Source organism: Aeromonas sp. AE23HZ002T15 (assembly GCF_054165525.2).
This window is the reverse complement of record NZ_CM201342.1, coordinates 3,290,956-3,303,344: the sequence shown is the minus strand read 5'-3', so window position 1 is coordinate 3,303,344 and position 12,389 is coordinate 3,290,956. Positions and strand designations below refer to the sequence as shown.

The following is a 12,389-nucleotide window of genomic DNA, read 5'->3' as shown; positions in this document are numbered from 1 at the left end:
TATTCCAGCCACCGCTCGAGCTGCTGCTGCGCCGCGACGACCTTCCTAGCCCCCATTTCCCGGCCGCCGACTCACAGGCATACTGGATCCCGGATCCCATGCAGGAGCGCATATGAAACAACTGGAAGCCCTCAAGGCCGAGGGAAGGATTGAAGAGGCCAGGCAGCACGGATTGCTGCAGATAACGGAACATCCGCAGCACGCCGAGCTGCATTACGAAGTGGCCAGCCTGCACGACATGCTGGGGCGCGAGTCTCAGGCCATTCCCCTGTATCAGAAAGCCATAGCGCTCGGGTTGAGTGAGGTTTCGCTGCGCGGGGCCTGGCTCGGCCTTGGCAGTTCCTATCGCTGCATCGGTCAGTATGCCGAGGCGCTGGCCGCCTTCGAGCAGGGCCTGACCCGCTTCCCCGACGCCACCGAGTTCAGGGTATTCGGCGCCATGGCCCGCTACAACTTGGGGCAGCACAAGGAGGGGATGGAGAGCCTGCTGGCGGTGCTGGCCGAGACCACGGCGGATCCCGCCCTCGTCACCTACAGGCGCGCCATGACCCTCTATGCCGAGGATCTGGACAGGCGCTGGTAAGACGCCAGAAACGACAAAGCCGCTCATGATGAGCGGCTTTGTCTGAAAGTGGTGGCCCCTGCCCGACTTGAACGGGCGACCAATCGATTATGAGTCGACTGCTCTAACCAACTGAGCTAAGGGGCCAGAATCTTGGTTTTGCGGCGTGGATTATAGGGGATGCGAGATACCTCGTCCATAGGCAGATCAACCACTTGCCGAGTTTTTGTCCAGTCTGACCGATTAAACTCGCCTCACTCCCTTGCCAATGCGCTCTGCGCGCCACGCATAAAACAAAGCCCCGCATGGCGGGGCTTTTTGACAAGGCCTGTCGGCGACTTTCAGGACTATTCGTCCAGGAAGCTGCGAAGCACTTCCGAGCGGCTCGGGTGGCGCAGTTTGCGCAGGGCCTTGGCTTCGATCTGACGAATACGCTCACGGGTGACGTCGAACTGCTTGCCCACTTCCTCTAGGGTGTGGTCGGTGTTCATGTCGATACCGAAACGCATGCGCAGCACCTTGGCCTCACGGGCGGTCAGACCGGCCAGCACTTCGCGGGTGGCGTTGCGCAGGCTCTCGCTGGTGGCCGCATCCGCCGGCAGGGCGAGCGTGGTATCTTCGATGAAGTCGCCCAAGTGGGAGTCTTCATCATCACCGATGGGCGTCTCCATGGAGATGGGCTCCTTGGCGATCTTCAATACCTTGCGGATCTTGTCTTCCGGCATGCCCATGCGCATGGCCAGCTCTTCCGGGTTCGGTTCACGACCCATCTCCTGCAGCATCTGGCGGGAGATACGGTTAAGCTTGTTGATGGTCTCGATCATGTGCACCGGGATACGGATGGTACGGGCCTGATCCGCGATGGAGCGGGTAATGGCCTGACGGATCCACCAGGTGGCATAGGTCGAGAACTTGTAGCCACGACGGTATTCAAACTTGTCCACTGCCTTCATCAGACCGATGTTGCCCTCCTGGATCAGATCCAGGAACTGCAGGCCGCGGTTGGTGTATTTCTTGGCGATGGAGATAACCAGACGCAGGTTCGCCTCGACCATCTCTTTCTTCGCACGACGGGCCTTGGCCTCGCCGATGCTCATGCGACGGTTGATGTCCTTGATCTGGGCGATGGAGAGGCCGGTTTCCTCTTCGATCTGCTGCAGCTTGCCGATGGAGCGCAGGATCTCTTCGTCCATCTCCAGCAGACGGGGAGACCACGCCTTGCCGGCCTGTTTCTGGTATTCGAACCAGGCAGTTTCGCACTCGTTGTTGGTGAAGGCCGCGACGAAGGTTTTCTTCGGCATCTTGGCCTGCTCAACGCAGAGTTTCATGATGATGCGTTCCTGCACGCGGACCCGCTCCATCATCTCGCGCATGTTGTTGACCAGGCGATCGAACTGCTTGGGCATCAGGCGGAATTGACGGAACACATCGGCCAGCTGGGCAATCGCGGCCTGGGTGTCGTCGTGGGCACGGCCATTCTTCTGAATGGAGAGACGGGTGACTTCGTACTGGGCACGCAGCTCACCGAATTTCTCGCGGGCGACTTCGGGATCCGGACCGCCGTCGCCGTCGTCATCGCTATCGCCGTCTTCGTCTTCGTCTTCGTCTTCATCTTCGTCTTCGTCAGCCAGATCATCTTCGCTGAGCTCGGAACCGATGTGAGTGGCGGTCGGCGCCACATCGTCCGTTTCATTGGGGTCGATAAAGCCGGAGATGATGTCGGACAGACGCAGCTGCTCGGCTTCGTACTTGTCGTACTGTTCGAGCAGGTAAGTGATGGCTTCGGGGTACTCGGCGACGGAGCTTTGTACCTGGTTGATACCGTCTTCGATCCGCTTGGCGATGTCGATTTCGCCTTCACGGGTCAGCAGTTCGACGGTACCCATTTCCCGCATGTACATGCGGACGGGATCGGTCGTGCGACCAATCTCAGATTCAACAGATGCCAGAGCCTGGGCCGCTGCTTCGGCAGCGTCCTCATCGGCGGTGCCACCTTCAGCCATGATCAGGTCATCGGCATCCGGGGCGTTTTCCACCACCTGGATACCCATATCGTTGATCATCTGGATGATGTCTTCGATCTGGTCGGAGTCGACGATGTCTTGCGGGAGGTGATCGTTCACCTCGGCATAGGTCAGGTAGCCCTGTTCTTTACCTTTGGCAACGAGGAGTTTAAGCTGAGACTGCGGGGTTTGCTCCATAGAACTCATCCGGTTGGTGTTGCTAGGTTGCGCGTACAGTGCGCTGCTGCGCAAATAGCCAATTCTAATAGAAAACCGCCAGACATGCTATGTCTGGTTGCGGCGTCGGTCATGAGAAACCCCTGCCCGCAGTATTGTCGGGGCCAGGCGGTTATAAAGTGTTTGCTTTTAATCCCGTCCATTCGGGCAACGGTATTTATATTGAGACTAATCACTCAAATATCAAGCCCCAGTCTCATTTCTTTTCTCCAATCTGCACCTCTCTGATCAGCATCATCAGCTCCTGAGTCTCTTCGCTGCTGAGCCCTTGCTGGGCCACTTTGGCCTGCAACTCCTCGATCCGCTGCTTGAGAAACTGGTTGATGAAACCGACGAAGGTATCCTGCAACTCCCCCAGAATGTCCGGCTCCTGATCGAGCTTGATCTCCTCGAACAGATCGTGCATCGCCAGTTGTGCCAGGATCTCCCCCTCCTTGGTGCCACGCCAGTGCTCCAGCAGGATGCCGGTCGTGATGCCGGGCTGGGAGAGGATCTGCTGATGGAGTTGCAGCAGGAACTGGATGCCCTGTACCCGCAATCCGGCTAGCTCCGGCATGGCCGGCAGTTCGGCGGTCACGGCCGGGTATTGCAGCATCAGTGCCAGCGCCCGGCGTATGGGGGTCAGCTTGGCGGCCTTGGGCTTGTTGACCTCGGCCTTCGGCTGAGCGCTGCGGGCGAACAGCTCGGCGATACGCTGCTTGTTCTCCCCCCAGCGCATCATGCTGGAGAGCCGGGTGATGAGCCCCTCCCGGGTGAATCCTTCCGGCACCCGGCGGATCAGCTCGGCGGCCTTGTTCGCCACCTCGAACTTGCCCGCCTCGCCGGAGAGCGCCGCATCCCGCCCGAGACGCTCGAACATGAAATCGGCGAAGGGCTGCGCCTGGTCCAGCAACGCCTCGAAGCCCTCCTTGCCGATCTGGCGCACCAGGGAATCCGGATCCTCGCCGTCAGGCAGGAACACGAACTTGAGCTCACGCCCGTCCTGCAGATGGGAGAGCGCGTTGTCCAGCGCACGCCAGGCAGCCTCGCGACCGGCGTTGTCGCCGTCATAGCAGCAGACCACCTCGGCCGTGGTGCGAAACAGGGTGTGGATGTGGTCGCTGGTGGTCGCGGTGCCCAGCGCCGCCACCGCGTAGTCGATGTCGTACTGGCCGAGCGCCACCACGTCCATATAGCCTTCCACCACCAGGATCCGGCGAGGATCCTTGTTCGCCTGCTTCACCTCATAGAGACCGAACAGCTCCCTGCCTTTGTGGAAGATGGGGGTCTCCGGCGAGTTCAGGTACTTGGGCGTGCCGTCCCCCAGCACCCGGCCGCCGAAGCCGATGACCCGGCCGCGCTTGTCGCGAATGGGGAACATGATGCGATCGCGAAAACGATCGTAGCTGCCGGGGCCGCTGTCGCGAGGGATCAGCATGCCGCCAGAGATGAGCAATTGCTCGTGATCCCGGCTGCTGCCAAAGCGCCGTCTTACCTGATCCCAGTCACCCGGGGCATAACCGATGTTGAAGCGCTTGACCACTTCACCGGTCAGGCCGCGTCCCTTCAGGTAATCTACCGCCTGGGGGGCACTCTTGAGGTTGCTCTCGTAGAAGCGGGCGATCTGGCTCATCAGCTCATAGAGATCCTTGCTGACGGCCGGCTGTGCCTTGCCACCACCCGCATTCTGCTCGCGAGGCACCTGCATCCCCTGCAGGTTGGCGAGCTCTTCGATGGCATCGGGAAATTCGAGACCGTCGTACTCCATGACGAAGCCGATGGCATTGCCGTGGGCACCACAACCGAAACAGTGATAGAACTGCTTCTCCTGGCTGACAGTGAAAGAGGGGCTTTTTTCGTTATGAAACGGGCAACAAGCCTGATAGTTCTTGCCGGCTTTCTTCAGCCGCACTCGCGAGTCGATCAGCTCGACGATGTCTGTGCGTGCGAGCAGATCATCGATAAAGGATTGTGGGATCCTGCCTGCCATAACCGTCCTGTTTCATTGAAAATAAAAAAGCCGCGCATTCACAGGGAAGCACGGCTTCTTTCGACTAACAAGAGAAATGCCTGTTACGCCAAGCGGGTTTTCACCTGCGCACTGACGGCGCCGACATCGGCACGCCCCTGAATTTTCGGCTTCAAGACAGCCATGACTTTACCCATATCGGCCATGACGGCAGCACCGCTTTGCGCGATGGCTTGCTCGATCAGGCTGGCAATCTCGTCTGCGGTCAGCTGTTGCGGCAGAAATTCCTGCAGCACCAGGATCTCGGCGGACTCTTTGTCGGCAAGATCCTGACGACCGGCAGCTTCAAATTGGCTGATGGAATCGCGGCGCTGTTTGACCATCTTGGTCACCACAGCGAGGATATCCTCATCATTGAGCTCGACACGGGTATCGACTTCACGCTGCTTGATCTCGGCCATCAACAGACGGATCGCTCCCAGCCGGGCCTTGTCTTTGGCCAGCATGGCGAGCTTTTGTTGATCCTTGAGTTGATCCTTCAGAGACACGGCATGATCCCCCGATTAGTACAGGCGGATACGACGTGCGTTTTCGCGGGACAGCTTCTTGGCGTGACGCTTGACGGCGGACGCTTTGGCGCGCTTGCGAATGGTAGTCGGCTTCTCGTAGAACTCGCGGCTACGAACTTCGGACAGGATACCGGCCTTTTCGCAAGAACGCTTGAAGCGACGCAGAGCAACGTCAAACGGCTCATTTTCACGGACTTTGATTACTGGCATGTGCCTTTCACCTCAGTGATATTTGGTTAGCTGACCTTCAATCGATCAGCATGTCTTAAAATGGTGCGAAATTATACTCTGGACAGGGAATGAAAGTAAACCCGCAGAGATCGCTCTGGTTTAAAAAACCCGCGAAGGTTACCATAGCCGTCTCATTTTAGCAGTGAAATTTTTTAGCAATGCGTGTATTGGGCATAGAGACATCCTGTGACGAAACCGGGATCGCGATCTTCGACGATCAAAAAGGGATCCTTTCCCATCAGTTATACAGCCAAGTCAAGCTGCATGCGGACTACGGCGGCGTGGTTCCCGAGCTCGCCAGCCGGGATCATGTGCGCAAGACGATCCCCTTGATCCAGGCCGCGTTGCGAGAGGCGGGACTGGGCAAGGACGACATCGACGGCATCGCCTACACAGCAGGTCCGGGCCTGGTTGGCGCCATTCTGGTGGGGGCCACCATCGGCCGCTCGCTGGCGATGGCCTGGAACAAACCGGCCATTGCCGTACACCACATGGAAGGCCACCTGCTGGCGCCCATGCTGGAAGAGCGAGCCCCCGAGTTTCCCTTTGTGGCGCTGCTGGTCTCCGGCGGTCACTCCATGCTGGTACGGGTCGATGGCATCGGTAGCTACCAGCTGCTGGGCGAGTCGATCGATGATGCTGCCGGCGAGGCGTTCGACAAGACGGCCAAGCTGATGGGATTGGATTACCCAGGTGGCCCGCTGCTCTCCCGGCTGGCGGAGAAGGGCACCACTGGACGCTTCACCTTCCCGCGTCCCATGACCGACCGTCCCGGGCTCGACATGAGCTTCTCCGGCCTCAAGACCTTCGCCGCCAACACCATCGCCGCAAACGGTGATGATGAACAGACCCGCGCCGATATCGCCCGAGCATTTGAAGACGCAGTAGTCGACACCCTGGCCATCAAGTGTCGCCGTGCCTTGAAGGAGACCGGCCTCAATCGCCTGGTGGTGGCCGGCGGCGTCAGCGCCAACCGTCATCTGCGCGCCCAGCTGGCCGAGCTGATGGAGAGCCTCAAGGGGGAAGTGTTCTACCCGCGCACCGAATATTGCACCGACAATGGCGCCATGATCGCCTATGCCGGCATGCAGCGCCTGAAAGCCGGGGTGTTCGAGCCACTGGCAGTCAAGGCCGTACCACGCTGGCCGCTGGATACCCTGGATCCGGTTTGATCCAGCGGATCCAGTCAGCATGAAAAAGGGGCCTTCGGCCCCTTTTTGTTTTGCTTGGTGAGGATCTTCGCTCTCACAGCCATTAGTTGGTACGGAACAGCGCCTCGATGGAGAGCCCCTGCCCCAGCAGGATCTCCCGCAAGCGGCGCAGCCCTTCTACCTGGATCTGGCGAACCCGCTCGCGGGTCAGTCCAATCTCGGCGCCCACGTCTTCCAGAGTCGCCGGCTCATAGCCGAGCAGACCGAAGCGACGGGCCAGCACCTCGCGCTGCTTGGGGTTCAGCTCCTCCAGCCAGTGCACTATGCTGGCGCGCATGTCGTCATCCTGGGACTCCAGCTCAGGCCCCATGCCGCGCTCGTCGGAGAGCACATCCAGCAGCGCCTTGTCGCGATCGCCACCGATGGGGGTGTCGACCGAGGTGATCTTCTCGTTGAGCTTGAGCATGCGATTCACATCGTCTACCGAGCGATCCAGCGCGAAGGCGATATCTTCCGCCGTCGGTTCATGATCGAGCCGATGGGAGAGTTCGCGGGCGGTACGCAGATAGACGTTCAGCTCCTTGACCACATGAATGGGCAGACGAATGGTGCGGGTCTGATTCATGATGGCCCGCTCTATGGTCTGGCGGATCCACCAGGTGGCATAGGTGGAGAAACGGAAGCCGCGCTCCGGGTCGAATTTCTCGACCGCGCGGATGAGACCGAGGTTGCCCTCTTCGATAAGATCCAGCAGCACCAGGCCGCGATTGTTGTAGCGTCTGGCTATCTTCACCACCAGACGCAGGTTGGATTCGATCATGCGCTTGCGGGCGGCTTTATCACCCCGCAAGGCACGGCGAGCGTAGTAGACTTCCTCTTCGGCCGTGAGCAAGGGGGAGAATCCGATCTCCCCCAGATAGAGCTGGGTGGCGTCCATGACCTTGTTCAGTTCGGGCACCAGCAGCTCGTCGGAGATAGTCTCCTCGGCTTCTGCGGTCACCTCCTGAACCTCTTCTTCCTCCTGGGCCTCCAGCTCTTCGTCGAACTCTAACTCTGCATCCTGCATTACCAGTTGTTCTTGGCTCATGATATGTCTCCCTGAACTGAACCAGAGTAAGACCTAGCTCTCTGGGTTAACGCTTTGGCAAATAACCCATTGGGTTGATTGACTTGCCTTTGTACCGGATTTCAAAGTGCAAGCGCACATCCGGTGCATCCGTGCTACCCATATTCGCGATGACAGATCCGCCCTTGACGGAGTCTCCCTCCTTCACCCGCAACTCGTCGTTGTGGGCATAGGCGGAGAGGTAGTCATCGTTGTGCTTCAGAATGATCAGCTTGCCGTAACCTCGCAGTGCACTGCCCGCGTAAACCACCTTGCCACCGCTGGCGGCGTAGATGGGTTGCCCCTTCTGACCCGAGATATCGATGCCCTTGTTACCCTGTTCCGCAACAGAGAAACCTTCGACGATCCGCCCTTGGGTCGGCCAGTGCCACGCGAGCGTCGACGAGGAACTGCTGGTTTTTTGTTCTTTCGCCTGAGCGTATGCTGTTGAAGATGCCGGAGCAATGCTTTTTTGCGAGATGAACGGAGTGGTCGTACCTGCCGGCGCGGTAGCCAGGGGTTTGGGCCCCGAACTGGTCACAGCCGTGCTCGCCACCACCTGGCTGCCACCCGTGCTGGCCACCGTCGGCACGCTGAGTACTTGACCCACATGAAGCCCGTACGGCGCCTGCAGATTGTTGCGCTGGGCCAGGGTCTGGTTGGAGACATTGAACTGGCGGCCTATGCTACTCAGGGTGTCACCGCGGCGCACCTCATAGGTGCCGTTGCCGGTGGCGACCGGGCGGCTGATCGCCATGCCGGTGCTGGCCACGGCGCCGGAGGAGCCATCCAGCCGGAGCTGCTGGCCCGGGTAGATGTTGTAGGGTGGGCTGATGCCGTTGAGGCTGGTCAGCGATGCGACGTCCATGCCGGAGCGGAAGGCGATGGAGTAGAGGGTGTCCCCCCTGACCACAGTGTAACTGCCGCCCTGAATGCCCGGCTTGGCCATGGCCTGACGGGTCGGTATGGTCGAGGCAATGGGGTCATTGCCCAGACTCTGCACCGGGGCAGCTGTCTTGCTGGAAGAGCAGGCAAGCAGCAGCCATGACAACACGACGACACTGCTACCTTGCCAAACACGCGAACGCATAGTGGATCCTTAACGACTAAACCAGAAATAGGCCGCAACGGCCAAACCAATACAGAGCCAACCCAGCACATCCACATAGTGCATCAGCTTGCGCTCCATCTTCTCACCGCCCCAGCGCATCAGGCCCGCCACCAGGAAGAAGCGCATGCCGCGACCGATCAGAGAGGTCAGGATGAAGGGCAACAGCGCCATGTGGAGCAGTCCCGCCGTGACGGTAAACACCTTGTAGGGGATCGGCGTGAAACTGGCAATAAAAATCACCCAGATCCCCCACTGCTCAAACCATTGCTCGGCCAGGGCGATCTTGTCCTCATAGCCGACCGAGACCACCAGGGGCTGCACCACGGGATCCCAGAGGGCATAGCCAAGCAGATAGCCAAACAGGGCCCCAAGCACGGAGAAGAAGGTTGCGAGGCCGGCGTAGTGCCAAGCCCGCTTGGGCTTGCCGAGCGCCATGGGAGCCAGCATCACATCCACCGGAATGGGCCAGAAGATGGATTCGATGAAGGCGGTGATGGCGAGATACCAGGGGGCATATTTGTGGCGAGCCCACTGCATCACCAACACATAGAGGCGGGAAAACAACTTCACTCAACATCTCCGTCGATAAGAGGAACGAAACGCACCGGCTCCAGGATCCGGCTGGTCAGCTGGGAGCCCGAACGCTCGATGAGTTGCAGCGTCTGCTGGCTGTCCCCCACCGGCAGCACCAGACGGCCGCCGTCGGCCAGCTGATCGGTCAGGGCCTTGGGGACCTCGCTCGCCGCCGCCGTCACCAGGATGGCATCGAAGGGTCCCTTGTTGGGCCAGCCCAGCCAGCCGTTGCCGTGCTTGGCCGACACATTGTGCAGGTCGAGCTGGCGCAGCCGACGCCTGGCCTGGAACTGCAGGGACTTGATCCGCTCCACCGTGTAGACGTGCTCCACCAGGTGGGCCAGCACGGCGGTCTGATAACCCGAGCCGGTGCCTATCTCCAGCACATGGGCCGGATCGTTCTGGATCAACAGTTCGGTCATCCGCGCCACCATGTAGGGCTGCGAGATGGTCTGGCCGTGGCCGATGGGCAGGGCCGTGTTGTCCCAAGCCTTGTGGGCCATGGCCTCATCCACGAACAGCTGGCGCGGCACCTTGGCGATCGCCGCGAGCACGCGAAAATCCCGCACGTCCTGGGCGATCAGCTGATTTAACAGGCGCTGAACTATCACAGCATCATCCCTGCAGATCCAGCCAGGCACCCAGACCGGCCAGACTGCTGTAGGCGGTCATGTCGATGGTCAACGGGGTGATGGAGACATAGCCCTGCTCGATGGCGGCAAAGTCCGTCCCCTCCCCTGCATCCTGCTGGCTGCCCGGCGGGCCGATCCAGTAGATAGGCTGGCCACGGGGATCCTCGGCACGGATCACCGACTCGGCCCGGTGGCGATTGCCGAGCCGGGTCACCCGGATCCCCTTGACCTGCTCGAGGGGCAAGTCCGGCACGTTGACGTTGAGGATCTGATCCGCCGGCAAGGGGTGCACCATCAGGCCCCGCACCAGCTGGGCCGCATAGTGGGCCGCCGTGGCGAAGTGGGTCTTGCCCACCAGGGAGATGGCGAGGGACGGGAAGCCCAGGTGGCGTCCCTCGGTCGCCGCCGCCACTGTACCGGAGTAGATGACGTCATCCCCCAGGTTGGCACCGTGGTTGATGCCGGCCACCACCATGTCGGGCTCCGGGCGCACCAACTCGTTGACCGCCAGGTGGACGCAGTCCGTCGGCGTGCCCTTGACCGCATAATACCCGGTCTCGCTGATGCGGGTGACCCGCAGCGGTACTTCCAGCGTCAGGGAGTGACTCGCCCCGCTGCGGTTGCGATCCGGCGCCACCACGATGACCTCGCCACAGGCCGCCAGCGCCGTGCTGAGGGCACGAATGCCCTCGGCGTGTACTCCATCGTCATTACTGACCAGAATTCGCATCGGTGGGATCCCTGAAACCGTGATCGGCCTCTTCGGCCTGCATTAACTCGCGCACCAGGCTGGTGGCAAAGGCACCGGCCGGCAGGAAGAACGACAGGGTCAACACCCCGGCTTCCAGACTCCATTCCATGTCTTGTGGCTTGAGCAGCAGCGGGCGCCTGTCCTGATCCAGCCCGGCCTTCTCCAGCCCCTCACACCACTCGCCATAGGGAGCCAACACCCCTTGCTCGAACTCGGCGGCGGCGCCCTGGCTCGCCAGGCGGCCACGGCCCCACTGGGGGGCGGTGAGCTGCACGTCACCAGAGGCCAGACGCGCCTCCAGCTCCGGAGTCAGCGTCTCTTCGCTGAAGATGGAGTGGCTTCCCTTGAGCATCACGCAGTCGCCGGCCAGCAACCGATGGGCCAGCCCCTGCTCGATGCGGGCGCTGACGATGGCATTGAACAACATGCTGCGGGCGGCGGAGAGGTAGAGGGAGCGCTTGTTGCGATCCTTGATCCGCTTGCCGGCGAACATCGCCTTGGCCGCCTCCAGGTTGTTGCCACCCCGACCGAAACGCTGCTCGCCGTAGTAGTTCGGCACCCCCTGGCTGGCGATGGCCTGCAGGCGGGACTCCAGCCCCTCGGGTTGTTCGAGCCCGGTGAGGCGCAGGCGGAAGTGGTTGCCCTTGAGGTAGCCGACCCGCAACTTCTTGTTGTGACGCTTGGCTTGAAGGATCTGGATGCTGTCACTCTGGATGACAGAGAGATCCGGCTCCCCCTTGCCCGGCAGGTGGATGCCGAACCACTGCTCGGTCACAGCATGACGATCCTTGAGGCCCGCCCAGGTCACCGCATTGCGGGCAACCCCGGCGGCATCCGCCAGCAGGCCCGCCACCCAGGCGGTGTTCTCGCCGGTCTTGCGCACCCGCACGAAGATGTGTTCCCCCTCGCCGCAGGGCTCGAAGCCCAGATCCTCGACCACCACGAAGTCGCTAGCCTCGGCCTTGAGAATACCGCGGGCGGTCGGCGCCCCGTGCAGATAGCTAAGCTGTTCCAGCATCATTGTTTCACCAGTAAGACGACGGCTTCGGTGGCGATCCCTTCCTTGCGCCCCGTGAACCCAAGCTGTTCCGTGGTGGTCGCCTTGACATTCACCCGGTTCAATTCACATTGCAGATCCGCCGCCAGCACGGCGCACATGGCCTCGATATGCGGCGCCATCTTGGGAGCCTGGGCGATGATGGTCACGTCCAGGTTGCCGATGGCGTAGCCCGCCCGCTGCACCCGGGCATAGACGTCCCGCAGCAGGATGCGGCTGTCGATCCCCTTGAACTCGGCGGCGGTATCGGGGAAGTGGCGGCCGATGTCGCCGGCACCGATGGCGCCGAGCAGGGCGTCGCTCACCGCGTGCAGCACCACGTCGCCATCGGAGTGGGCCAGCAGACCCTGCTCATAGGGCACGGCGACCCCCCCCAGCATGCAGGGGCCGACACCACCAAACTTGTGTACATCAAAACCATGACCAATGCGGATCATGTCTGCTCCTCTACGTCACTTT

General features: G+C 61.0%; 12 protein-coding genes, 1 tRNA gene and 1 pseudogene. 2 read left to right on the top strand and 12 right to left on the bottom strand.

Annotated elements, in window-relative coordinates:
• Positions 1-112: 112 nt before the first annotated feature.
• Positions 113-583 (top strand): tetratricopeptide repeat protein, encoded by a 471-nt coding sequence (locus ACT5M9_RS15485; protein ID WP_457982362.1) that lies wholly within the window; start codon positions 113-115, stop codon positions 581-583.
• 49 nt (positions 584-632) lie between these two features.
• Here the strand turns inward: ACT5M9_RS15485 and ACT5M9_RS15480 are convergent.
• From ACT5M9_RS15480 to rpsU, 5 genes and pseudogenes are all read right to left on the bottom strand, one after another.
• Positions 633-709 (bottom strand) — tRNA-Ile (locus ACT5M9_RS15480).
• Between the two features lie 200 nt (positions 710-909).
• Positions 910-2,802 carry an RNA polymerase sigma factor RpoD gene (gene rpoD, locus ACT5M9_RS15475; protein WP_438549447.1) on the bottom strand — a complete coding sequence of 631 codons (1,893 nt, stop codon included), beginning with the start codon at positions 2,800-2,802 and terminating at the stop codon, positions 910-912.
• Positions 2,803-2,985: 183 nt separating this feature from the next.
• A pseudogene (gene dnaG, locus ACT5M9_RS15470) lies at positions 2,986-4,771 on the bottom strand (DNA primase).
• 83 nt (positions 4,772-4,854) lie between these two features.
• On the bottom strand, positions 4,855-5,298 hold the full coding sequence (locus ACT5M9_RS15465; RefSeq protein WP_438549195.1) for a GatB/YqeY domain-containing protein: 444 nt from the start codon (positions 5,296-5,298) through the stop codon (positions 4,855-4,857).
• Positions 5,299-5,313: 15 nt separating this feature from the next.
• Positions 5,314-5,529, bottom strand: coding sequence for a 30S ribosomal protein S21 (gene rpsU / locus ACT5M9_RS15460; protein ID WP_005309452.1), 216 nt, complete (start codon positions 5,527-5,529; stop codon positions 5,314-5,316).
• 179 nt (positions 5,530-5,708) lie between these two features.
• On the opposite strand from rpsU, the gene tsaD reads away from it, so the two are divergent.
• Positions 5,709-6,722, top strand: coding sequence for a tRNA (adenosine(37)-N6)-threonylcarbamoyltransferase complex transferase subunit TsaD (gene tsaD / locus ACT5M9_RS15455; RefSeq protein ID WP_024946180.1), 1,014 nt, complete (start codon positions 5,709-5,711; stop codon positions 6,720-6,722).
• Between the two features lie 82 nt (positions 6,723-6,804).
• Here tsaD and rpoS read toward each other — a convergent pair whose 3' ends face one another.
• From rpoS to ispF, 7 genes are read right to left on the bottom strand one after another with little or no spacing between them, the layout of a single operon-like run.
• Positions 6,805-7,788 (bottom strand): RNA polymerase sigma factor RpoS, encoded by a 984-nt coding sequence (gene rpoS, locus ACT5M9_RS15450; RefSeq protein WP_457982361.1) that lies wholly within the window; start codon positions 7,786-7,788, stop codon positions 6,805-6,807.
• A gap of 46 nt (positions 7,789-7,834) precedes the next feature.
• Entirely contained in the window at positions 7,835-8,896 is a 1,062-nt protein-coding gene (locus ACT5M9_RS15445; protein ID WP_457982359.1) for a LysM peptidoglycan-binding domain-containing protein, read from the bottom strand.
• 9 nt (positions 8,897-8,905) lie between these two features.
• The gene (locus ACT5M9_RS15440) at positions 8,906-9,487 is read right to left on the bottom strand and encodes a YqaA family protein (RefSeq protein WP_438549199.1); all 582 of its coding nucleotides are present in this window, start codon (positions 9,485-9,487) and stop codon (positions 8,906-8,908) included.
• Positions 9,484-10,101, bottom strand: a complete 618-nt coding sequence (locus tag ACT5M9_RS15435; RefSeq protein WP_438549200.1) for a protein-L-isoaspartate(D-aspartate) O-methyltransferase — start codon at positions 10,099-10,101, stop codon at positions 9,484-9,486. The genes ACT5M9_RS15440 and ACT5M9_RS15435 overlap by 4 nt, the downstream gene beginning before the upstream one ends.
• Before the next feature lie 4 nt (positions 10,102-10,105).
• The gene (gene surE, locus ACT5M9_RS15430) at positions 10,106-10,852 is read right to left on the bottom strand and encodes a 5'/3'-nucleotidase SurE (RefSeq protein WP_457982356.1); all 747 of its coding nucleotides are present in this window, start codon (positions 10,850-10,852) and stop codon (positions 10,106-10,108) included.
• On the bottom strand, positions 10,833-11,891 hold the full coding sequence (gene truD, locus ACT5M9_RS15425; RefSeq protein ID WP_457982354.1) for a tRNA pseudouridine(13) synthase TruD: 1,059 nt from the start codon (positions 11,889-11,891) through the stop codon (positions 10,833-10,835). Before truD ends, surE begins: the two co-directional genes overlap by 20 nt.
• Complete coding sequence (gene ispF, locus ACT5M9_RS15420; RefSeq protein WP_438549202.1) at positions 11,891-12,367, bottom strand: 2-C-methyl-D-erythritol 2,4-cyclodiphosphate synthase; 477 nt, start codon at positions 12,365-12,367, stop codon at positions 11,891-11,893. The genes truD and ispF overlap by 1 nt, the downstream gene beginning before the upstream one ends.
• Positions 12,368-12,389: the final 22 nt, after the last annotated feature.